This is a genomic window from Microbulbifer yueqingensis, assembly GCF_900100355.1.
GTDB classification, from domain to species: domain Bacteria; phylum Pseudomonadota; class Gammaproteobacteria; order Pseudomonadales; family Cellvibrionaceae; genus Microbulbifer; species Microbulbifer yueqingensis.
The window spans coordinates 124138-146439 of the sequence record NZ_FNFH01000004.1; the positions used below are offsets into that span (position 1 = coordinate 124138).

The 22302-nt window shown below is 63.1% G+C and carries 22 protein-coding genes; 9 read left to right on the forward strand and 13 right to left on the reverse strand.

From position 1 onward, the window contains the following. The first annotated feature begins 175 nt into the window (after window positions 1–175). From BLT26_RS11140 to BLT26_RS11155, 4 genes are all read left to right on the forward strand, one after another. Window positions 176–1102, forward strand: coding sequence for a hydrogen peroxide-inducible genes activator (locus tag BLT26_RS11140; protein WP_091514365.1), 927 nt, complete (start codon window positions 176–178; stop codon window positions 1100–1102). Further along, window positions 1095–3179, forward strand: a complete 2085-nt coding sequence (gene recG, locus BLT26_RS11145) for an ATP-dependent DNA helicase RecG (protein ID WP_091513791.1) — start codon at window positions 1095–1097, stop codon at window positions 3177–3179. The genes BLT26_RS11140 and recG overlap by 8 nt, the downstream gene beginning before the upstream one ends. A 224-nt stretch (window positions 3180–3403) precedes the next feature. Further along, window positions 3404–4090, forward strand: a complete 687-nt coding sequence (locus tag BLT26_RS11150) for a hypothetical protein (RefSeq protein ID WP_091513795.1) — start codon at window positions 3404–3406, stop codon at window positions 4088–4090. A gap of 358 nt (window positions 4091–4448) precedes the next feature. After that, window positions 4449–5129, forward strand: coding sequence for a hypothetical protein (locus tag BLT26_RS11155; RefSeq protein ID WP_091513799.1), 681 nt, complete (start codon window positions 4449–4451; stop codon window positions 5127–5129). A 63-nt stretch (window positions 5130–5192) separates the two neighbouring features. Here BLT26_RS11155 and BLT26_RS11160 read toward each other — a convergent pair whose 3' ends face one another. Further along, a complete protein-coding gene (locus BLT26_RS11160) occupies window positions 5193–6512 on the reverse strand; it encodes a dicarboxylate/amino acid:cation symporter (RefSeq protein ID WP_091513802.1) in 1320 nt (439 codons plus the stop codon). Window positions 6513–6723: 211 nt separating this feature from the next. On the opposite strand from BLT26_RS11160, the gene BLT26_RS11165 reads away from it, so the two are divergent. From BLT26_RS11165 to phoR, 4 genes are all read left to right on the forward strand, one after another. Further along, a complete protein-coding gene (locus BLT26_RS11165) occupies window positions 6724–7359 on the forward strand; it encodes a chorismate--pyruvate lyase family protein (protein WP_245720688.1) in 636 nt (211 codons plus the stop codon). Then, a complete protein-coding gene (gene ubiA / locus BLT26_RS11170) occupies window positions 7356–8237 on the forward strand; it encodes a 4-hydroxybenzoate octaprenyltransferase (protein ID WP_091513809.1) in 882 nt (293 codons plus the stop codon). The genes BLT26_RS11165 and ubiA overlap by 4 nt, the downstream gene beginning before the upstream one ends. Window positions 8238–8328: 91 nt before the next feature. After that, window positions 8329–9033 carry a phosphate regulon transcriptional regulator PhoB gene (gene phoB / locus BLT26_RS11175; RefSeq protein ID WP_091513813.1) on the forward strand — a complete coding sequence of 235 codons (705 nt, stop codon included), beginning with the start codon at window positions 8329–8331 and terminating at the stop codon, window positions 9031–9033. Between the two features lie 95 nt (window positions 9034–9128). Continuing rightward, window positions 9129–10430 (forward strand): phosphate regulon sensor histidine kinase PhoR, encoded by a 1302-nt coding sequence (phoR, locus tag BLT26_RS11180; protein ID WP_091513816.1) that lies wholly within the window; start codon window positions 9129–9131, stop codon window positions 10428–10430. Window positions 10431–10468: 38 nt separating this feature from the next. Here the strand turns inward: phoR and BLT26_RS11185 are convergent, their stop codons facing one another. From BLT26_RS11185 to BLT26_RS11200, 4 genes are all read right to left on the reverse strand, one after another. Then, window positions 10469–10831 carry a hypothetical protein gene (locus BLT26_RS11185; protein ID WP_091513820.1) on the reverse strand — a complete coding sequence of 121 codons (363 nt, stop codon included), beginning with the start codon at window positions 10829–10831 and terminating at the stop codon, window positions 10469–10471. Window position 10832: 1 nt separating this feature from the next. Then, a complete protein-coding gene (locus BLT26_RS11190) occupies window positions 10833–11474 on the reverse strand; it encodes a DUF938 domain-containing protein (RefSeq protein ID WP_091513823.1) in 642 nt (213 codons plus the stop codon). Further along, window positions 11471–12247 (reverse strand): peroxide stress protein YaaA, encoded by a 777-nt coding sequence (yaaA, locus tag BLT26_RS11195; protein ID WP_091513826.1) that lies wholly within the window; start codon window positions 12245–12247, stop codon window positions 11471–11473. The genes BLT26_RS11190 and yaaA overlap by 4 nt, the downstream gene beginning before the upstream one ends. An 84-nt stretch (window positions 12248–12331) precedes the next feature. After that, window positions 12332–12811 (reverse strand): DUF4265 domain-containing protein, encoded by a 480-nt coding sequence (locus BLT26_RS11200; RefSeq protein ID WP_091513829.1) that lies wholly within the window; start codon window positions 12809–12811, stop codon window positions 12332–12334. Between the two features lie 63 nt (window positions 12812–12874). On the opposite strand from BLT26_RS11200, the gene BLT26_RS11205 reads away from it, so the two are divergent. Then, entirely contained in the window at window positions 12875–14146 is a 1272-nt protein-coding gene (locus BLT26_RS11205; protein WP_091513834.1) for a M48 family metalloprotease, read from the forward strand. Window positions 14147–14224: 78 nt separating this feature from the next. On the opposite strand, the gene BLT26_RS11210 is transcribed toward BLT26_RS11205, so the two are convergent. The 8 genes from BLT26_RS11210 to BLT26_RS11245 form a co-directional block, all read right to left on the reverse strand. Next, complete coding sequence (locus BLT26_RS11210) at window positions 14225–15010, reverse strand: hypothetical protein (protein WP_091513838.1); 786 nt, start codon at window positions 15008–15010, stop codon at window positions 14225–14227. Window positions 15011–15207: 197 nt separating this feature from the next. Next, window positions 15208–15543, reverse strand: coding sequence for an antibiotic biosynthesis monooxygenase family protein (locus tag BLT26_RS11215; RefSeq protein ID WP_091513842.1), 336 nt, complete (start codon window positions 15541–15543; stop codon window positions 15208–15210). A 112-nt stretch (window positions 15544–15655) separates the two neighbouring features. Continuing rightward, a complete protein-coding gene (locus BLT26_RS11220; RefSeq protein WP_091513845.1) occupies window positions 15656–16459 on the reverse strand; it encodes a putative porin in 804 nt (267 codons plus the stop codon). 216 nt (window positions 16460–16675) lie between these two features. After that, window positions 16676–17377, reverse strand: coding sequence for a phosphate signaling complex protein PhoU (gene phoU, locus BLT26_RS11225; protein ID WP_091513848.1), 702 nt, complete (start codon window positions 17375–17377; stop codon window positions 16676–16678). Between the two features lie 41 nt (window positions 17378–17418). Continuing rightward, window positions 17419–18294: a phosphate ABC transporter ATP-binding protein PstB gene (gene pstB / locus BLT26_RS11230; protein WP_091513851.1), complete on the reverse strand. Its 876-nt coding sequence runs from the start codon at window positions 18292–18294 to the stop codon at window positions 17419–17421. 25 nt (window positions 18295–18319) lie between these two features. Then, entirely contained in the window at window positions 18320–19606 is a 1287-nt protein-coding gene (pstA, locus tag BLT26_RS11235) for a phosphate ABC transporter permease PstA (protein WP_091513854.1), read from the reverse strand. Next, window positions 19599–20978: a phosphate ABC transporter permease subunit PstC gene (gene pstC, locus BLT26_RS11240; protein ID WP_091513858.1), complete on the reverse strand. Its 1380-nt coding sequence runs from the start codon at window positions 20976–20978 to the stop codon at window positions 19599–19601. Before pstC ends, pstA begins: the two co-directional genes overlap by 8 nt. A 154-nt stretch (window positions 20979–21132) precedes the next feature. Further along, window positions 21133–22200, reverse strand: a complete 1068-nt coding sequence (locus BLT26_RS11245; RefSeq protein ID WP_091513861.1) for a PstS family phosphate ABC transporter substrate-binding protein — start codon at window positions 22198–22200, stop codon at window positions 21133–21135. Window positions 22201–22302 lie beyond the last annotated feature (102 nt).

Consider the following 22302-nt stretch of genomic DNA (forward strand, 5'->3'; position numbering starts at 1 on the left):
CTCAGTATGTCCCTACACATATAGCAAATTTTTGCGCCTTTTTCCTCTAATAATGCTTTTTCATAGCAAATAGTTCTAAACAAGTCGCAGGGTATCCCCGGTCACGCACCAGGCTGGCAGGGGGCGCCTATTTATGAATAATCTCTATTACAGCCCCACAACCGATTGCATTGCCATGACGCTGAACGAACTGCGCTACATAGTGACCCTGGCCCAGGAGCAGCATTTCGGGCGCGCTGCGGAACGTTGTTTCGTCAGCCAACCGACGCTGTCCATCGCGGTCAAGAAGCTGGAGAAGGAACTCGGGGTCTCCCTGTTCGAGCGCTCGAAGACCCGGGTACAGGCCACGCCCCTCGGCGAGCGTATCGTCGCGCAGGCGCAACTGGTACTGGAGCAGTCCGCCGCCATCCGGGACATCGCCAGCGCCGGCAAGGACCAGCTCTCCAGCCCGCTTTCCGTGGGCGCCATCTTTACCATCGGGCCCTACCTCTTCCCGCATTTCATCCCGCAGCTCCAGCGCATTGCGCCGGATATGCCCCTGGTGGTCGAGGAGGGCTACACCGCCACCCTGCGACAGCGACTGCGCAAGGGCGAGCTCGACGCCATCATCATCGCGCTCCCATTCAACGAGCCGGATGTCGTCACCCAGCCGCTGTACGATGAGCCATTCGTGGTGCTGATGCCCGCCGATCATCCCCTGGCAAGGCAGGAGCAGGTAGCCGCCGACCAGCTGTCGCAGGACAACGTGCTGCTACTGGGCGAGGGGCACTGCTTCCGCGACCAGGTGCTGGAAGCGTGCCCGCAGCTGCAGCACAGCATCGAGAGGGAGGCCGGCAACGGTCGTATCCGCACGGCCGCCGACGGCAGTTCGCTCGAGACCCTGCGGCATATGGTGGCCTCCGGGCTGGGCATCACCGTACTGCCGATGTCTGCCGCAACGGCCTCCCAGTACGCCAGCGGCCTGCTGGTAACGCGGCCATTCGAATCACCGGCTCCCCAGCGAACCGTGGCCCTGGCCTGGCGGGCCAGCTTCCCGCGCCACCGCGCCATCGATATCCTGCGCGACGCCATCAACCAGTGCCAGCTATCGACCAGTGACTGATCCCGCCGACCAGCCCGTGACCACCCTGAAGGGGGTGGGAGAGAAATTTGCCCAGGTGCTGGCCCGGCTGCATATCCGCACGGTCCAGGATCTCCTCTTCCACCTGCCGCTGCGCTACCAGGATCGCACGCGCGTTACCCCCGTGGCCGCGCTGGTGCCGGGAGTGGATACCGTGATCGAGGGCGAGGTACGCGCGGCCGACATCGTTTTCGGGCGCCGGCGCAGCCTGCTGGTACGGCTGCAGGACGGCAGCGGCACGCTGTCGCTGCGCTTCTTCCACTTTACCGCGGCGCAGAAGCAGCGCTTTACGCCCGGCACCCGCCTGCGCTGTTACGGTGAAGCGCGCCGCGGCAGCGCCGGCATCGAGCTGTACCACCCGGAAACCGAAGTCATTGGCGCGGACAGCCCGCCCCGGCCGGAGACCCTCACCCCGGTATACCCCCTCACCGAGGGCGTCAGCCAGGCGCGCCTGCGCGGGCTCGTGCAACAGGCCCTGGAGCGCCTGGCGCGCTCAGGAGTCACCGAACTGCTTCCCGCCGGGTTGCTGCCCGAGGAAATGCGCTACCCCATGGCGGAGGCGCTCGCCTACCTGCACGCACCGCCGGCCGGCGCCGACCTGGAACAGCTATTGCAAGGAATGCACCCGGCACAGCAGCGACTGGCACTGGAGGAATTACTGGCGCACCACCTGAGCCTGCTGGAGCTGCGGCGCAAGGGCGACGTCAACACCGCGCAGCCGTTACCGGGGGACCCGGCGCTGGAGCGCGACTTCCGCGCACAGCTGCCGTTTCAGCTGACGGGTGCGCAGGAGCGCGTCTGCCGTGAGATCGCGGCCGACCTGGCGCAGCCGCGGCCGATGATGCGCCTGCTGCAGGGCGATGTCGGCGCCGGCAAGACCCTGGTCGCAGCCCTGGCCGCGCTCAGGGCGATCGGCAGTGCTACCCAGGTAGCGGTGATGGCTCCTACCGAGATCCTCGCCGAACAGCACCGGCGCAACTTCAGCGCGTGGCTGGAACCGCTGGGCGTTCGTGTCGCCAGCCTGACCGGCGGTATGAAGGCCGCGGAACGGCGAGCGCAGCTCTCCGCCATTGCCTCGGGCGAGGCCCAGGTGGTGGTGGGTACTCACGCACTGTTCCAGGCCGACGTCGTGTTCCATCACCTGGCGCTGGTGGTCATCGACGAGCAGCACCGATTCGGCGTGCGCCAGCGACTGGAGTTGCGGCAGAAAGGCAGTGGAACTGGTGGAACGGGCAATGTGCAGCCGCACCAGCTGATTATGACGGCCACACCGATCCCCCGCACCCTGGCGATGTCGGTATTCGCCGACCTCGATTGCTCGGTGATCGATGAGCTTCCGCCCGGCCGGCAACCGATCAACACGGTGGCCATTTCCGGCGAGCGCCGCGAGGAGGTGATTGAAAGGGTGCACCGGGCGGTCGCCGAGGGCCGCCAGGCCTACTGGGTATGTACGCTGATCGAGGAGTCGGAAAGCCTCCAGGCCCAGGCCGCGGAGTCCACGGCCTGTGAGCTGGCCGAAGTATTGGATGGCGTACGTATCGCACTGGTGCACGGGCGCCTCAGGCCCGCACAGAAAGAGCGCGCCATGGCTGCCTTCAAGGCCGGGGAGGTGGACCTGCTGGTGGCGACGACGGTGATCGAGGTCGGCGTGGACGTGCCCAATGCGAGCCTGATGATCATCGAGAACCCGGAGCGGCTGGGGCTCGCGCAATTGCACCAGCTGCGCGGGCGCGTCGGCAGGGGTTCGGTGGCCAGTCACTGCGTGCTGCTGTACGGCAGCCCGCTGTCGCAGAACGGCCGCGCCCGGCTGCAGGCCCTGCGCCAGCACAGCGACGGATTCGCGATCGCCGAAGAGGACCTGCGCCTGCGCGGGCCGGGCGAGATTCTCGGGACCCGGCAGACCGGCGAAATTGCACACCGCATCGCCGACCTGCAGCGGGACGCGCCCCTGCTGCCGCTGGTACAGCGGATCGCAGCCGCGGCCGAGCTTTCCAACGAGTCGCGCCAGCGCCTGGTCGAACGGTGGCTGCAGAACAGGCCGCGCTTCGCCGAGGCCTGAGCAAGCCCGGCCGTGGCCACCGCGGTGAATGGAAGGGTACAATCAGTCACGAATCACCATTTCAGGGTTTTCCCACGTCCGCGCCCCCATCCCCACCAGGGAAGCTGCGGCGGGATGGGGACGGTCACCAGCGAGAACAAAGCCGCTTCCGGAACGGGCCCTTTTCTCTAAAGAAAAGAAACAGACAACACCACGAAGAGTCATCAGCACTCAGGGAGAGCCCCATGAAAATCCGCAACGCTTACAAGTTCCTGTTCACTATCCCGCTGCTGTTCGGTTTCGCCACGACGGGACACGCGCAGGGGGGCTGGTTCGGCGGCGACGACGAGTACCGGCCCAGCCTGCTTCTGCAGCCGAGTGAAATCACTTTCGCCGGCCCCACGCCGATGGATGGCCAGAACCTGCAACTGCTGTTGTCACTGCCGAATGGCCTCGGTGAGCTGCAGCGGCAGGCATCAGCCCAGTTCGAGGCCCATCTACAAAACGAAATCCAGGCGCACCTGACCGAGCTGTTCAACGATGAGGAAATACCCCTGGTTGAGAACAGCGGTGAACTCGTGCTGGACAGCGCAGTAGAGATCTCGATCCGCCAGCAAATCCGCGAGGTCAAGAAGTTCGATCGCTACGATTCCGAGCGGGGCTCCCTGAAGGTTTACGGTAAGTTTCGCTACACGCTCAGGGACCGCCAGGGCGCCATGCTCGATCAACAGCAGGTGGACCTGGAGAAGCTCGGGGTCGAGCGCCGCTACCTGACCCGCACCCCCCGTGATGGCGGCATGGTGGAAGACAGCACCGGACCGGCAGTGGAGAAAGTCCTGAGTGACCTGGTCGACGAGATCATCGACGTGGTCGAAGACCGGCTCGAAGCAGGGAAACTGCAGCAGCTGGCACTGAAAACCCAGTCGCCCTGAACAGCTGCCCGCCCCGGCCAGGGTAATACGCGGCAAGTATCGGATGTCCCCCACAGCACCCGGTTTGTGGGGGCGTTCTCTGCCGCAATACGCCTGGGCGCGCGCCCAGCAGCCCGCTTCCCCCGCCCGCCATTAAAACGCTCATCATCATAAGTGACTAAAAACAAAAATTTAGTCTACATCCTGCCCTGATTGGAGGACTGGCGTCTCCCGCCGATTTTTGCTATCAATCCCAGCTATAAGCCTGGCGAATACGGGCCCAGCCCTTTCGCCAGTGCCGCCAGGTTACGGCGGGGCGACAAACAACAAATACAAGTACAGGTCGCCAGCATAAGAATAATGATGATGGAGAAAAGCGATGATATCCACAGCCCGCCTTACAGCGCTGGCCGCTGTGCTGTATGCCCTGTCCGGACCCGCAGCCGCCCAGGCTAAATTCCTCGGCTTTCAGGAAGATGCGCCAAACCCCCGGGTAAAAGTGGCCCCGGCAGAAATCCTCCTCGACATACCCATGCCCGTCAGCGGTGCGGATCTCGCCGACCTGCTGGCGAGGGCAAATTCCGGCTTGAGCCTGAGTGCGATAAAGGAGGAAGCACTGCGTGTATACCAGCAGCACCTGCACCGGGAGCTGTCGGAAGAACTGGCGGAACGGTTTGCCGACGCCGAGATCCCGGTGGTAGAGGGCGGGGCCCAGCTGACGTTGTCAAATTTCCTCGAGGTGAAAGCAATCAAGCACTTCAGTGAGCTGCGCAAGGGCAGTGACCAGAAGCTGGAGCGCGGTACGGTGGAACTCGAGGGGGTCTATCGATACCAGTGGCGGACAGCTGACGGAACAGCGATGCGTGAGGGGGAAGTCAACCTCGCCGACCTGAGGATTCGGGAGAGCTACAAGGTAAAGAGCGACCTCGGTGGCAACACGCAAGAGGACACCACCGAGGAGGCGATCAAGCGCGCCCTGTCGGAGATGGTAGAGGAAATGCTGGACAAGAGCGAAGACGACTTCGAGCCGGAACAGCTGCGCTCCCTGGCCAGCCTCTGAAGGGAAGGACGGCCACGCAAGAGCGCGCCCCGCAGGCGGGGGCGCTCATTAGGGGCCCGCTATTTACTGGGCGACCGGCCGTGCTTCCCCGCCGCCATCCATACCGCCGGCAACACTGTTGTAATTGCGGTCGTAGAAGACTTCCTCCGAGAAGGCCCCCTCACTCTTCGCCACCACCGTGCTCACCACCGAGTCACCGGTAATATTGACCGCAGTGCGGACCATATCCAGCAGGCGATCCACCCCCATCACGATGGCGATACCCTCCAGCGGCAGTCCCACCTGCTGCAGCACCATTGCCAGCATGATCAGCCCCACGCCCGGCACCCCGGCGGTACCGATTGAAGCCAGGGTCGCGGTCAGGATCACTGTCAGGTAGCCACCGAGGCCGATATCGATACCGTACATCTGGGCGATGAAGGCCGTGGCCACCCCCTGCATGATGGCGGTGCCGTCCATGTTGATGGTGGCCCCGAGCGGCACGGTGAACGCCGCCACCTTGTTGTCCACGCCGAGCCGCTTCTCCACCGTTGCCAGGGTCACCGGGATGGTGGCCGCGGACGAGGCGGTGCTGAAGGCAAAAGCCATGGCGGGGCGCATCTTCTTCAACAGCTCCAGCGGGTTCAGGCCGGAGAGCAGCTTCAGCAGGACTGAATAGAAGCCCAGGCCGTGCAGCAGCAGCACGCCCAGCACCACGAGGAAATATTTGCCCAGGTCGAGCATGAAATCCCAGCCCAGCTCGGCAAAGGTCTTGGCCAGCAGGGCGAAAACGCCGTACGGCGCAAACACCATCAGCACGCCCACCATGCGCAGGATGACTTCGTTGAGGTCGTTGAAGAAAGCTGACACGCGCCGGCCCGGCTCGCCGCAACGGGAAATCGCGTAGCCCATCAGCAGGGCGAATACGATGATCTGCAGCATGTTGCCCTCGGCCATCGCCTGCACCGGGTTGGTGGGGAAGATGTTCACCAGCACCTCGGACAGGGGCGGTTGCTCCTTCACTTCAAAGGTCGCGTCTGCACTTGCCTCCACGCCGGTACCGGGCTGCACCACCAGCGCCACCACCAGCGCCAGCGTGATTGCCACTGCAGTAGTAAGGAGGTAGAGCAGCAGCGTCTTGCCGGCCAGCGGCCCGATACGATGTCCCTCGGACAGGGCACAGGCACCACAGATCAGGGACACCAGCACCAGCGGCACCACCATCAGCTTGAGCGAGGCGATGAACACGCGACCGGCAATGTCGAACAGGCCCTGGGTGAGGTAGGTATCGAGAAAATTCGCGAGCGCGCTGCCCGGCATCAGGGTGTGGCCCACGGCATAGATGATGACACCGGCAACGATACCGGCCAGCATCCCCAGGAGTATTTTGGTAGTGAGACCCATTTCTGTTGTTGCTCTCCGCAATTGTCCGGCCCCTGCACCGGTCGGGACAGCGCGCCACTGTGGCGCTTGCCCGGGGAGGGCCCGCGCGGTTGCGGGGGCCGGGGCGCTGGTAAGGTTCTGGTTAACGCAAGCGGCCACTATATCGGCAGGCGCGCTCTTCGGCAAAAGCCGGACGCGCGGAGTTGGTTACGTGACGGTGGCAGAGGGTACAATGGGGCCTTCGAGTTCGGCCCCGGGGTTCGCGTTGTACCAGTCTCCCTACACACCTGATGGCCAGTGGTTCAGGCAGCCGCTGGAGTCGCTGCACTGCCGGCCTCCGGCACGGCTGCTGCCGTGGCTGGTGCACCCCGGCTCCCTGACTGCGGCGCTGAAACACCTGAGCCGCAACCGGTTTCACGTGCAGGTATTGCACCAGCGCTGGCACCAGCCAACGCTCGAGGAACGTCGCGAGCTGGGACTGCGCGACCGGCAACTGGCCCTGGTGCGGGAAGTCCTGCTGTACGGCGGTGAGACCCCCTGGGTATATGCCCGCAGCGTGTTGCCGGAATACTGCCTGCGCGGCCCTTCACGCTACCTGCGCAACCTGGACAACCGGCCGCTGGGAGAATTGCTGTTCAGCGAACCCGGCATCCGCCGCGGCCCCATCCTGCTCAACCGGCAGCATCGCAACCCGCGCTGCGACCTGGCCGAGCTGGCGGATGAGGACGAGCGGGCCTGGGGACGCCGCTCGACATTCTGGCTGCGGAACCGGCCGCTGCTGGTGGCAGAGACTTTCCTGAAGGCATTTCAGCCCGACTTCGCGCCCCTTACCGGGCCGGGAGAGGCGGGCGACGGAGAACAATCGTGATCAGCCAACAACTTTCACAGCGCTGGCCGGCGGCATTGCCCTACTGGCAGCTGGCCCGCCTCGACCGGCCCATTGGCTCGCTGTTGCTGATGTGGCCCACCTGGTGGGCCCTGTGGCTGGCGGCAGGCGGCTGGCCTGGCCTGCACCTCTTTGCAGTATTCACCCTCGGGGTCATCCTGATGCGGGCTGCCGGCTGTGCCATCAATGACTTCGCCGACCGGAATATCGACGGTCACGTCAAGCGCACTGCGGCGCGCCCGCTGGCCACCGGCAGTATCAGCCCGGCCTCCGCCATCAAGATGTTTGCCGGGCTCAGCCTGCTGGCCTTCCTGCTGGTACTGACTACCAACAGGCTCACCATCCTGCTGTCACTGCCCGCGGTGGCGCTGGCGTTCTGCTACCCATTCGTCAAGCGCTACACCCATATGCCGCAGGTGGTGCTGGGGGCGGCATTCAGCATGGCCATCCCCATGGCCTTTGCCGCTGTGCGCGCGGAAGTACCGCCGGAGGCCTGGCTGCTCTATACCGCCAACCTGCTATGGACGGTGGCCTATGACACCCTCTACGCCATGGTGGACCGCGACGACGACCTGAAGATCGGGGTAAAGTCCACGGCAGTGCTGTTTGGCGACCTCGACCGGCCCATGATCGCCGCCCTGCAGGCCCTGGCCGTGTTCGCACTACTGCTGGCCGGGCAGCGCTTCGAACTGGGCGGTGCCTACTATGGCGGGTTGGCAGCGGCCACCGCACTGTTTGCCTACCAGCAGTGGCTGGCGCGGGAGAGGGAGCGAAATGCCTGCTTCCGCGCATTCCTGAACAATAACTGGGTCGGCGCATCGGTTTTTCTGGGAATATTTTTCCACTACCTGCTGGCCTGAACCACAGCCCGTGGCGCACCCGGCGGCTGTCACATATTTGTCACTAAAATGCCGTTAAATGGGCCCGAAGAAAGCAGGGTATGACAGGCAAATGGACAGCAAGACAATCCTGATCGTCGATGATGAGGCCCCGGTACGCGACATGCTGCGGGTGGCCCTGGAAATGGCAGACTACCGCTGCATCGAGGCCGGAAATGCCCAGGAGGCGCACGCGCTGATCATCGACGAGAGGCCCGACCTGGTCCTCCTCGACTGGATGCTGCCGGACGTTTCCGGCGTGGAACTGGCCCGCCGGCTGAAGCGGGATGAGCTGACCGCTGCACTGCCGATCATCATGCTCACGGCCAAGGGTGAGGAAGACCACAAGATCAAGGGCCTCGAGACCGGCGCCGACGACTATATCACCAAGCCCTTCTCCCCCCGCGAGCTGGTGGCCCGGCTGAAAGCGGTGCTGCGCCGTGCGGGTCCCGCTACCCCGGAGGAGCCGCTCACTGCCGGCGAGCTGGTGCTCGACCCGGTCAGCCACCGGGTCAGTATCGGGGACCAGGCGGTGGATATGGGGCCCACCGAATTCCGCCTGCTGACATTTTTCCTCTCCCACCAGGAGCGGGCGTATACCCGCACCCAGTTACTCGACCATGTGTGGGGCGGCAATGTGTACGTGGAAGAGCGTACCGTAGACGTGCATATCCGGCGCCTGCGCAAGGCCCTGGCCATCGGTGGCCACGACCGCTTTATCCAGACGGTGCGCGGTACCGGCTATCGCTTTTCTGTGCAAACTGCCGAGAAAGTGTAAAAATTCCCACCCACTCAGCCCGCATCGGTCTGCTGTGAGCAGGACCTTTATCGCGGGCGCGTGTCACTGACCCGAACCGGAGACAGCCCCCCACAATGCTGGAACGCAGTATCGGCGAATTTTCCCGCTTCGCGGTGATTGCCCTTGGCACGGCCATCTTCGGCTTTTCCACCGGGAAGTGGGCCTGGGCACTGGTGCTGGGCCTGGGCGTGTACCTGTTCTGGGTACTGGCGCAACAGCATCGCTTCAATCGCTGGCTGGCCAACGGCCGTCGGGGTCCCGCTCCCACGGTTTTCGGTATCTGGGGCGAAATAGCCGACGACTTCTACCGCCTCCAGCGCCGCCACCGGCGCGAGAAGCAGAAACTCCACGCCACGCTGCGCCGGGTACAGGACAGCACCAGCGCACTGCGCGAGGGTATCGTGGCGCTGGAGGATGACGGCAACCTGGCCTGGTGGAACCCCGCCGCCGGGCAATTGCTGCGGCTGCGTCCGGAGGATGCCGGCCAGCCGCTGGTGAACTTCGTGCGCGAGCCGGGCTTCGTCAGCTATGTGCACAGCCGTGAACCCGGGGCCCAGGGGCCCCTTACCATGCCGGCGCCCGGCAATGACTCGCGCATGCTGCAGCTGGAACTGACCCGCTACGGCCGGGACGAGGCGCTGGTGATCGTGCGGGACATCACTCGCCTGCACAACCTTGAGCAGATGCGCCGCGACTTTGTCGCCAACGTGTCCCACGAGCTCCGCACACCGCTTACCGTAATCGCCGGCTACCTGGAGACCCTCGATGGCAGCGGCCAGGCCCCGCAAACCTGGACGCGCCCCATGGCGCAGATGCGCGAGCAGACCGCGCGCATGACGGCCCTGGTCAACGACCTCCTGCTGCTGGCGAGGCTGGAGACCTCGGAGCGGGAGACCGGCCGGGAGAAAGTGTCCGTAAATGAGCTGATGGAGCGGGTGGCGCAGGAAGCCCGCAGCTTCAGCGGCGGGCGCCACGAGATCAGCGTCGATTGCCGGCGGGAATCCATTTTAATCGGCGATGCCACCGAGCTGCACAGCGCGTTCGCCAACCTGGTTCTTAATGCGGTCAAGTACAGTCCGGCCGGGGGTCCGGTGGAACTGCGTTGGTGGGAGGACGGGCGCGGCGGCCACTTTTCGGTTCGCGACAGCGGCATCGGCATCGACCCCATCCATATTCCACGGCTCACGGAACGCTTCTACCGGGTGGACGCCGGGCGCTCGCGGGACAGCGGTGGCACCGGCCTGGGGCTGGCCATCGTCAAGCATGTACTGTTGCGCCACGGCGCAGAGATGACAGTCGACAGCAGCCCCGGCCGGGGCAGCACCTTCACCCTGCACTTTCCCGCCCGGCGGCTGGTCGCCACCAGCCCTGCCTGAGCGCGGCCCCGGTGGGAGGGACCATCAGGAGGGAAAGGTTACGGGGATAGCTCCTCGAGCTCGACCTCTTCGCCGTCGCGGCGGAAAGTGACCCTGTCCCCCTCACTCACTGCATTGCACTGTCGGCGCAGGACCAGGTGATAGAGCTGCATGTCGCCGTCCCGCAACAGCAGGTGCTCGCGACCATCGTCGTCCACGGGGAGGGGCTCATTGCCCACCAGGGCATCGCGGAGGGTGCGCAGGGTGGCTACATCGCGGTAGCGGCTCAGGTCGCTGGAAAGCCGCTTTTTCATGCGCTCGCTCTCGTGCAGGGCCGCCGCAGTCTCGCGGTACTTGGCCAGGAAGAATACTGCGGCCACGGCGAAAACCATCACCACGCCAATCTCGAACCACTGGGGCATGTCAGCTCACCTCTTGTTTATCGGAGTGCGGAGCCGGCGAGCTGGCACTGTGCTGCCAGACCACCAGCTGGTTATTCGCCGGCAGGAAATTGAGTTCCAGGCGCTGCAGGCCCGCGGCCACCGCCAGGTGATCCAGCCACTCCACTTCGCGGATCCCGCTCAAGGGGTCGCGCTGTTGCAGCCAGCGATCGAATTCAGCGTTGCCCGCCCCGACGTACTCGCCGGCGATTTTCATGGGCCCGTACACTAGCAGCTGGCCCCCGGGACGCAACACCCGGGGCAGCTGCCGGAACAGCGCCTCCACTGCGGCCGCGGGCATGATATGAAGGCTGTTGGCGGTGAAGACTGCGTCCACGCACACCGCCGGCCACGGCCCGGTCACATCCAGCTCCAGGGGCGGCAACAGGTTTGGGGCGGGCCGGTGGGCCAGCCAGGCGCGGATGCCGGGCAGGTTTTCCGCCCGGTCCGACGGCTGCCACTCCAGGTGCGGCAGCCGCGGGGCAAAATAAACCGCGTGCTGGCCGGTACCGCTGCCGATCTCCAGCACCGAGCCGGCAGTATCCAGCAGACGCCGCAACTCTTCCAGAATAGGGGCGCGATTGCGGGCGCAGGCGGGGGCGTCGGGCAGGCCGCTGTCGCTCACTGGGCCTCGTCGCGGGTGAAGACCCAGTCGTTACCGTCGGACAGCCCGGCGTTGTAGGTGTAACCGGCGACATCGAAGTCCTTGAGCTCCACCGCTTTCTTGACCCGGTTGTCGATGGCCCAGCGGCTCATCATGCCGCGCGCCTTCTTGGCGAAAAAGCTGATCATCTTGTACTCGCCGTTCTTCAGGTCGCGGAAGTGCGGGGTAATGACCTCGGCATCCAGTTGTTTCGGCTTCACGGCCTTGAAGTACTCATTGGAAGCGAGGTTGACCAGCTCGCGACTCTTGAGGCTTTTCAGCTGGTCATTGAGGGCCTCGGTGATGCGCTCACCCCAGAACTCGTACAGGTTCTTGCCCCGTGCGTTGGCAAACTTCGTACCCATTTCCAGCCGGTAGGGCTGCATCAGGTCCAGCGGGCGCAGCAGGCCGTAAAGGCCGGACAGCATGCGCAGGTGTTTCTGTGCGTAACTGAAATCCCGCTTGCCCATGGTTTCCGCCTCGAGGCCGGTATAGACATCGCCCTTGAACGCGAGCAGGGCGGGACGCGCGTTTTTCGCCGTGAACGGCCGCTTCCACTGCTGGAAGCGGTCGTAGTTCAGCACACCCAGCTTGTCGGAAATCTTCATCAGGCTGGAGATATCCTGCGGGCCCAGCTCGCGCAGCTCTTGGACCAGCGCGGCCGCGTCCTTGAGAAACTCCGGCTGGGTGGTGTCCAACTCCGGTATCTCACTCTCGTAATCCAGGGTTTTTGCGGGGGAGATGACGATTAACATCGGGATCCTTATCTGCTGACAGTGCCGGGCCCGGCCCGGCATCGATCGGGATTCACGTGGGCGGGCCGTTAGCCGGCCCGGTGGTTACTCCGGCTTGAGAATGTCGACCCACCAGTTGAGCGGGGTCTGGCCATCCTGCGGATCGTAAACGTTGCCGTAGTTCCACACGCTGTTGGCGCCGTCACAGGCGCTGTTGAGTATATGCTCGATATTGGCAAAGCCGCAGCTGACGTGGATGCTGTAGACCAGCAGGCGGGGGCTCTCCATGTCCAGCTCTCCGCCGAGCTTCTCGATCTGCGGTGTCAGCTGGTCTGACAGTGCCGCGCTATCGCCGCGGCAGAGTACCCGCACGGCCAGGTTGCCGGAGCGCTTGAGGAGCTCGAATTCCTGGGTGTCCCTGTTGACCTTGATCGTGTCACCGCTGGCGATACCCTTGATAAACGCAGGTGAGCGTACCAGCTGGCAGCTGTCGTCCTCGTTGACGCGCACCTGGAGTCGCTCCACCACGGGCTGTCCCTCAGGGTCGACCCCCGCGAAGAGTTCAATAATCTGCAGTGCCGTCATAACCTCGCTCCCGGTACCGTGTAGAATGAATTCCTGATTCCAGCATTATACAGGGAGGAGGCGATGATCTCGCGTGCACTCACTGCGGCCGCCGTGGCCGCTACACTGCTGTCCGGCTGCGCAGTCAACCCGGTCACCGGCAAGCAGGAGCTGTCACTGCTGTCGCAGGGCCAGGAAGTGGCCCTCGGCGAGAAGCAGTACCCCATCACCCGCCAGCAGCAGGGCGGTGCCTATGTGGTAGACAGGTCCCTGCAGGACTATGTCAGCCGGGTGGGCCAGAAGCTGGCCCGCGTCTCCGACCAGCCGCAGCTACCCTACGAGTTCGTGGTCATCAACAACGGCACACCCAATGCCTGGGCCCTGCCGGGCGGCAAGATCGCTGTGAACCGGGGCCTGCTGACCGTCCTCGAGGACGAGGCGGAGCTGGCGGCGGTACTCAGCCACGAAATTGTCCACGCGGCGGCGCGGCACTCAGCTGCAGCCATGTCCCAGCAGCAGGTGCTCGGCGCGGGGCTGGCGGTACTTGGTGCGGCTACGCAGGATACCGGCTACGGCGATCTGGTGGCGCTCGGCGGCCAGCTGGGCGGTTCCGCCTACATTGCCCGCTACGGGCGCGAGAACGAGCTGGAGGCCGACAGGTACGGTATGAAGTACATGGCCGCGGCCGGTTACGACCCCCAGGGCGCAGTGCGGCTGCAGCGCAAATTCGTGGAGCTGTCCAAGGGCCGCAAGTCCGGCGGCCTGCAGGCGCTGTTCGCCAGCCACCCCCCGTCGCAGGCACGGGTGAACGCCAACATCGAGTATGCGAAGAAGCTGCCGGATGGCGCCACCAACCGCGCCGCCTACCAGCGGGCCATCGCCCAGCTGAAGCGCGATGCCGACGCCTACGATACCTACGACAAGGCGCTGGCGGCAGTGAAAGACAAGCAGTACGACCGCGCGCTCAACCTCACCCGCCAGGCCCAGCGCCAGCAGCCCAGGGAAGCAGCTTTCTTCCAACTGGAAGGCGACCTGCTGGCCAACAAGGAGCAATACCGCGCGGCCTACAACGCCTATGACCAGGCTGTGCAGAAGAACCCGGGGCTCTACTCACACTGGCTGAAACGGGGCCTGATGAGCGCCCAGCTGAATAATTACACCGACGCCGAGCGGGACCTGACCCGCTCCATGCGCTACCTGGAAACACCCCACGCGCACTATTTCCTGGGACAGGTGTATGAGAAGCAGGGACAGGTTCAGACCGCCTACGGCCACTATCAGACCGCAGCGAAGGCCGGCGGTGAGATCGGGACCAAGGCCCAGGCGCGGATGCAGGCGCTGGGCAGCCGCGGCTGAAGGAAAGAATTTTCCGGCTCTTCATAAATAAAAAGGCCCCGCAAGTGCGGGGCCTTTTTACTATGGCAGGAAGCCACCTTATTTCAGGTTTGCCAGCACTGCGGAACAACCCTCAATGGCCTGTCCTTTTGCCTCGTCCAGGATTTCCTGCATGCGCTCCGGTTTTTCCTGTAGCTCTTCCATGGTGTAAGAGGTATCCATGGTTGTGTAATTCGGGCCACACATCCGCCACCAGGCCAGCTCATAGTTACGCGGATCAGTCTCCGAGGGCTTGAAGGCCCGCATTACCACGTTCGCCTCGGTGGTCAGGGATTTGGTATTCAGCCCCATGGTAAGGCCGGCAGCGAAGGCGCCACCCATGGAAAAAATTTCGGTGAGATTTAGATTGCTGACCTCCAGCATCAGCACCAGGTCGGCATTCGTCTCAAAATTTTTCAGCACTCCCTCTTCCACTCGAGCAGGGCGGTCGGCAAGTACCACCAGATCAGCCTCGTCGTAGGGCTGGTCCCACGCGCGGGCAAGCTTTGGCATCAGGTCACTGAAAACGGCCGTTGCTAGGTCATGCTCCCCGTAAAGGCCCTTTACGAGCAAGGCGTTCTGCTCCGCCTTGCTGAGCTGCTCACTCGCGCCTGCGGCTGCGAGGCCATGCCACAAGGCGCCCCCGGTCTGGCCACCCACCTGGCTTCCATATGCCGCCCAGAAGCTGGAAGCATCAATCACCCCGGTGGAATACCGCAATGGCTCGACCCCATTCTGTACATACGCGACAGTCTGGACCCCCTGGCGCAGCTCAGAAACGGGTGGGGTAGCCGCGCACCCCGTAAACAGAATCCCCAATCCAATGATAAGCAGTACTTTCTTCATGGCCTTTTATTTCCCTTTGGCTTTTTTTTAAGAAAAATAATTCTACCTTCGTGAGGAAAAGTACGACACCGACGGCACACTGCAAGTGTGACGCAGATCTCATTTTTTTTGCATAAAGAAAATAAACCGTAACGTACCACCCTGCCTGCCACGCATACGGAGGAGGCCACGCGGTGCGGGTAAATAGGGGACCTGCGCTATTCCTGTAGGCCCCCCGGTTTGCAGCCATCAGCTTTTACCACCCACTCGGGATCCTCAAACTCGCCAACGGGTGTGATTTCAACGAAAGGCGCCTGGCTGCGGATAATCTTATCGATTTCCGGATTATGCTTTTTCTCCATCGCGTCCCGCTGTCCCTTGCTGTCCCAGCTGGCGATAGCAATAAGGCGTGTGGGATCACCGATTTTCCGGTGCAGCTCGGTGCCCCGGGCACCCGGCGCCCGCTGGATCAGTTCCGAAGCCCGCACCCAGGCATCGGCGTATTCCTCGGCGGTGTAACCATCCTTCACTTTCACTTCGAAGATAAACTTCACTGTGCGTCTCCAGTGCCTACATTTGCGCTCAGGGCAAGCTTAGCTTTTCCGCGCCGGAGCCAGCAAAAAAACGGCCGCTTGAAGCGGCCGTCTTCTGCGTACCTGCTACCCGTCAGAGCTGGGCGGTAAGGCCGAGGGAGAAAGTATCGTAATCGACGAAATCCTCGTCGGTCTGGGCATAGGCAACATTGACCGCAATGCTGCGGTTGAAGAAATGCGTGAAGTCCAGGCCCAGGGTATCGCCGTCTACCGTTTCGAAGCCGACCGAAGTGGTGCGGGTAAAGTAGTACTCGGCCCCGGCGCTCCAGACGCTGTCACCCTGGTCAAAGTCGGTCACGCTGCCTGCCAGCACCAGGTAGGAATCACCGGCGAGGCTGCGCAGGTAGCGGGAGGAAACCTGTGCATAGTCCAGGTCGTCATCGACGGCAAAATTGAAACCGACATAATCGGTTCCGCCCAGCTGGTGGTTGTAGCGCGCGGAGACAATATTCTCGCGGTCAGCACCATCGGTGTCGACGCTGTCCAGGCTGAGCAGGAAGTTTTCGGAGAACAGGTAGCCGAGCGTCAGCGTATTGGAGTCGACATCTTCGAATTCGCTGAAGGAAGCTCCCAGCTTGAAGTTGCCGGCAAAAAGCTCACCGCCGAGATTTGAGCCGCTGGCATCGCCGCCGTCGTAATCGAGACGGGAGAAGCCGCCGTAAACATTGCTGACCTTATTGATGTACTCAAATTCCTTCAGCGGACCCAAGTTTTCCTTGGGGGCGAAAAAGTAGCGGGAATTGATATCATAGCTGTCAGTCTCGAAACCCGAGCCATAATCATTATTCTGGTAACCGGCATTGGTGAAAGAGGTGTATTGCTCCGCAGACGCGGTGGCAGACACCAGTGCCAAGGGCAGAATATACTTCAGTTTCATTGGGCTAACTCCCTGTATTTACATTGCTGTTTTCCCGCCAACCGGGGGAGCGGCATAGTATGGGAAGGTGCGTGGCCGCGCCAGTGATACGCGGTTACACGCCATGACACCGCACTTGCTTCGACAGGGGGGGTAGCCGTTGTTCCATTTTCTTCGCGCCAGAAATAAAAAAGGCCGCGGAATGCGACCTTTTTCACAACTGCCTTACGAGACCAGTCAAAGCTTGCGCAGGTTTTCCTCGTGGCCGTGGCGGATATCGGCTCCCTCTACCAGGTAGACCACCTGCTCACAGATATTCTTGGCGTGATCGCCGATACGCTCCAGCGAGCGCAGGCTCCAGAGCACATTCATCACGCGGGAGATGCTGCGCGGATCCTCCATCATGTAGGTGATCATCTCCCGCAGCGCGGTGCGGTAATCCATGTCCACCTGCTCGTCCTCGGCCAGGGTAGCCAGCGCCGCCTTCACATCGAAGCGGGTATAGGCATCCAGCGCATCGTTGAGCATCTTGCGCACCGCACTGGCAATATGGCGGATCTCGGTGTAACCGCGGGGGGCAGTCCCCTCCTCGGTGAGCTCGATGGCCATCTTGGCAATCTTGGCCGCCTCATCGCCCACGCGCTCCAGGTCGCGCGAGATACGGATTACCGACATCACCATACGCAGGTCAGAGGCGGCGGGCTGGCGCTTGGCGATGATCAGCGTCGCGTGCTCATCCAGGTCCATCTCACGCCGGTCGATTTCCTTTTCCACCCGCAGGACTTTATCGGCCAGCTCACTGTCAGCGTTGGCCAGTGCTTCCACCGCGTCCGCCACCTGGCGGGTGACCATGCCACCCATTTCCAGCATCTCGCTCTTGAGGCTTTCCAGGTCCTCGTTGAATTGGCGGGAGATATGTTGGTCGAAATGCATTTCCATAGTTCTGTCGCTTCTTTGCAGCGCCATTGTAGACCAGCTTCTTAACCGAAGCGGCCGGTGATATAGGCTTCTGTCAGTTCGTGTTCGGGATTGGTGAACACCGTCTCGGTATCGTTGACTTCCACCAGGTGCCCCAGGTGGAAGTAGGCGGTGCGCTGGCTGACCCGCGCCGCCTGCTGCATCGAGTGGGTAACGATGGCGATGGTGTAGTTTTCGCGCAGCTCGTCGATGAGCTCCTCGATGCGCGCAGTGGCGATGGGGTCCAGGGCCGAGCAGGGCTCGTCCATCAGGATCACCTCGGGGCTCACGGCGATGGCGCGGGCAATACACAGGCGCTGCTGCTGGCCGCCGGAGAGACCGGTGCCCGGCTTGTCCAGCCGGTCCTTCACCTCGTTCCAGAGCCCTGCGCGGCGCAGGCTGTTCTCGACAATCTCATCGAGTTCCGCGCGGCGGCTGGCAATACCGTGAATCTTGGGACCGTAGGCCACGTTCTCATAAATCGTCTTGGGAAAGGGATTGGGCTTCTGGAATACCATGCCCACCCGCGCGCGCAGCGGTACCACATCCACCTTCGGGCCGTAAATCGGCTCGCCGTCCAGCGTCAGGTCGCCCTCGACGCGACAACTCTCGATGGTGTCGTTCATGCGGTTGATGCAACGCAGGAAGGTGGACTTGCCACAGCCGGAGGGGCCGATCATGGCCACCACCTCGTTGCGGCCGATATCCAGGCTGACATCGTGAATGGCCTGGGTCTCGCCGTAGAAGACGTTGACATTGCGCATGCTCAGCTTGGCGTCATCGCACAGTGGGTGGCCGACGGTCTCGCTTACCCTGGTATTGGTATTCACAGCGTCCTGTTCCGGTTGTTCGGTTGCAGCCGGTGCAGTAGTGCCGGCGTCGAGGGTCATGGTAGTCATGCAATCAGTCCCAGTTTATCAGCCGCTACCAGCGGCGCTCGAGTTTCTTGCGCAGCCAGACGGCACTGGCATTCATCACGATCAGTACGCTCAGCAGCACCATGATCGCCGCGGAGGTCTTCTCGACGAACGCGCGCTCGGGGCTGTCCGCCCACAGGAAGATCTGTACCGGCAGTACCGTGGCCGGGTCGGTGACGCCACCAGGCACATCGACAATAAAGGCCACCATGCCGATCATCAGCAGCGGCGCCGTTTCCCCCAGCGCCTGCGCCATACCGATAATGGCGCCGGTCAGCATGCCGGGCATCGCCAGCGGCAGCACGTGGTGCAGGACCACCTGCATACGCGAGGCACCCATGCCCATCGCTGCCTCGCGGATCGAGGGCGGGACCGATTTCAGCGCCGCGCGGCTGGAGATGATAATGGTGGGCAGGGTCATCAGGGTCAGTACCAGGCCGCCCACCAGCGGCGCGGAGCGCGGCAGCTCAAAGAAGTTGATGAAAATCGCCAGGCCCAGCAGGCCGAACACGATGGAGGGCACCGCTGCGAGATTGTTGATATTCACTTCGATCAGGTCGGTCCAGCGATTCCTGGGTGCGAACTCCTCCAGGTAGATGGCCGCCGCCACGCCGATAGGGAAGGACAGCGCCAGGGTTACCAGCAGGGTGAGCAGGGAGCCCACCAGCGCCGCACGGATACCCGCCTGTTCCGGCTCGCGCGAGTCGCCGTTAGTGAAGAAAGTGGTATTGAAGCGCTTTTTCAGCTCACCACTCTCGGCCAGCTGCTCCACCCAGCCCGCCATGCGCTCGGAGGTGCGGCCACGGAAACCGCCGGCGGAATCATCCAGGCTCTTGTAAAAAGTGTCCACGTCATCGTCGGCCGCGAACCAGACCTTCTCCGTCTTGCCGAGCAACTCCGGATTGGCGGCGAGACGGTCGCGCAGGGTGAAGGGCGCACCGGTGGAAACCAGCGAGTAGAGCTCGCGCTTCTCACTGCGGCCGGAGACGTCGGGGAACCGCTCGCGCAGGGCCTCGCGTACCACGCCGGTGAAGTTGGCCCAGGTGAGGCTCTCCTCGTCGACGGTGTCGATACCCAGCTCCGCCGCGTCGTAGGTCACCTCCAGCTGCACCGCCGTTTGCACGAAGGCGCCGCTGCCCTTGCTGATGATATCTGTAAACAGCACCAGTACTGCCAGCACACCGAAAGCGATGCTGGCGATACCGAGGCCGCGAAACAGTTTTTCCTTGCGGTGGCGGCGGGCGAGGCTCTGCTCGATTCGCTCGCGCACCTGGGCTTGGCTCAGATCAGTCATACTGTTCCCGGTATTTCTTCACTACATGAAGGGCGATAAAGTTCAGCACCAGCGTGGACAAAAACAGCATCAGGCCCAGCGCGAACGCCGCCAGGGTCTTGGGGCTGTCGAATTCCTGGTCGCCCACCAGCAGGGTGACAATCTGCACCGTCACGGTGGTGACCGATTCCAGCGGGTTGGCGGTGAGGTTAGCGGCCAGGCCGGCGGCCATCACCACGATCATGGTCTCGCCGATGGCGCGGGACACTGCCAGCAGCACGCCGCCGACGATCCCCGGCAGCGCCGCCGGGATAACTACCCTGCGGATCGTCTCGGAGCGTGTGGAACCGAGCCCCAGGGCGCCATCGCGCAGGGACTGCGGTACCGCGTTGATGACGTCGTCCGACAGCGACGACACGAACGGGATGATCATCACCCCCATCACCAGGCCTGCCGCCAGCGCACTCTCGCTGGAGGCCTCCAGGCCGATCGAGGTCGCCACATCACGGACGAAAGGAGCCACGGTCAGCGCGGCAAAGAAGCCGTACACCACGGTCGGCACACCGGCCAGGATTTCCAACACCGGCTTGGCCAGCGAGCGCACCCGGCTGCTGGCATATTCGGCCAGGTAAATGGCCGACATCAGGCCAACTGGTACCGCCACGAACATGGCAATCGCCGACACCATCAGGGTGCCGGTAAACAGCGGCACCGCGCCGAAAGCGCCACTGGAGCCCACCTGGTCGGCGCGCAGGGCCATCTGCGGGCTCCAGTGCAGGCCAAACAGGAACTCGGTGACGGGTACCGACTGGAAGAAGCGCAGCGACTCGAACAGCACCGACAGCAGAATGCCGACGGTAGTGAGGATCGCGGCGCTGGCGCAACCGACCAGCAAAGCGCGCAGGACCTTCTCCACCTTTTCGCGGGCGCGCAGTTCCGGCGAGAAGCGCAACAGTGCAAAGGCGGCCAGTCCGATGGAAAGGACCAGGACCATAGCGGTCTGCAGTAGCTGTGCCGTCTGCTGCAGGCTGGTAAGGCGTTCGGCGGCGGCCTTGACCTGTGCCGTAGGCTCGCCGAACAGACTGCCGGCAGCCTGGTTCTGGATCTGCGCGTAGAGCAGGTCGCGCCCGGCGATGGTATCGGGCCTGTCCGCGAGGGAGCCCATCACCAGCGAGCGGATGATCGGGTCATCGAACACGAGCCAGGCAGCCAGCAGGATCAGCGCCGGCAATCCGCACCACAGGGCCGCGTGGGTACCGTAGTAGCTGGGCAGGGAGGCCAGGTTGCGCATGCCACCGCGGCTGCGGGCCGCCGCCAGTGCGCGACTGAAGCCGGTGCCGTATACCACCAGTACCAGCAGCAGCAGCATTGCAAAAAGTGTTGGTGTCTGCATCGATTTTCCGCGTTCGGGATTTTTTACCGGCAATCAACCGGTCTTTATTTACTGTGAGTGCATTGCCCGCGAGCGGGCTGGTTAATACAAGAAAGGCCAAGCCCCTGCGGGCTTGGCCGGTAATTCCCTTTACCTTGTCTTTAGCCGAGGAGCGTTACTGCTTCTTGGCCAGGTTGCCGAGCGCGTTCATTTTGCGCACGTTCTGGGCCACCTGCTCGCGGCGCTCTTCCGGCAGCGGGATCATGCCCTTGTCGGCCAGGTAACCGTCCTCGCCCCAGGCGCGCTCGCTGGTGAACTCGGCCAGGAACTGCTTCATGCCCGGGATCACGTCAGCATGCTGCTTCTTCACATAGATGAACAGCGGGCGGGATACCGGGTAGCTCTGGTCGGCGATGCTGTCGAAAGTGGGTTGCTCACCCTCGATGACAGAACCCTGCACCTTGTCGGAATTCTGGTCCAGGAAGCTGAAGCCGAAGACGCCCAGCGCATCCGGGTTGGCCACCAGCTTATTCACGATCAGGTTGTCGTTCTCGCCTGCCTCCACGTAGGCGCCGTCCTCGCGAATGTTGTGGCAGATAGCCTTGTAGGCATTCTTGTCTTCACTCTTCTTGGCGGCAATCCAGCCGAACTTCTTGCAGCCGCCTTCCATCGCCAGCTCGACGAAGGCATCGCGGGTACCGGAAGTGGGGGGCGGACCCAGCACCTCGATCCTGGTGTTCGGCAGCGCCGGGTTCACGTCCTTCCAGGTCTTGTAGGGATTGGCCACCAGGGTCTCGGAACCATCGGGGTTGGGCACTTCCTTGGCCAACGCGAGAAAGATGTCCTTGCGGCTCAGGTTGTAGCGCTTGGCGCTCCTGGCGTTGGCCAGCACGATGCCGTCGTAGCCCACCTGTACCTCAACCACGTCCACGCCGTTTTCGTTACACATCTCCAGCTCGGACTGCTTGATGCGGCGGGAGGCGCCGGTAATATCGGCGGTCCCCTCACCGACCCCCTGGCAGAACAGCTTCATGCCGCCGCCGGTGCCGGTGGATTCCACCACCGGGGTCTTGAACTGGGTCGCACGGCTGAATCGCTCGGCCACCGTGGTGGTGAACGGGTAGACGGTGGACGAGCCGACGATGCTGATATGGTCGCGTGCCGCCATGGCCGCCTGGGAAGCCGCGACGGTCAGGACCGCCAGGGAGGAGGCCAGGATTTTGCTAACAGGGCGCTTGTTCATGCGTTGCTCCGGTGTGTTTGCATTCAATTCACGCGGCGATGCTAGGTAGAACGGGTGACGATTCTATGAATGGAATGTGACAAAGAGGTTACATACCGCCTT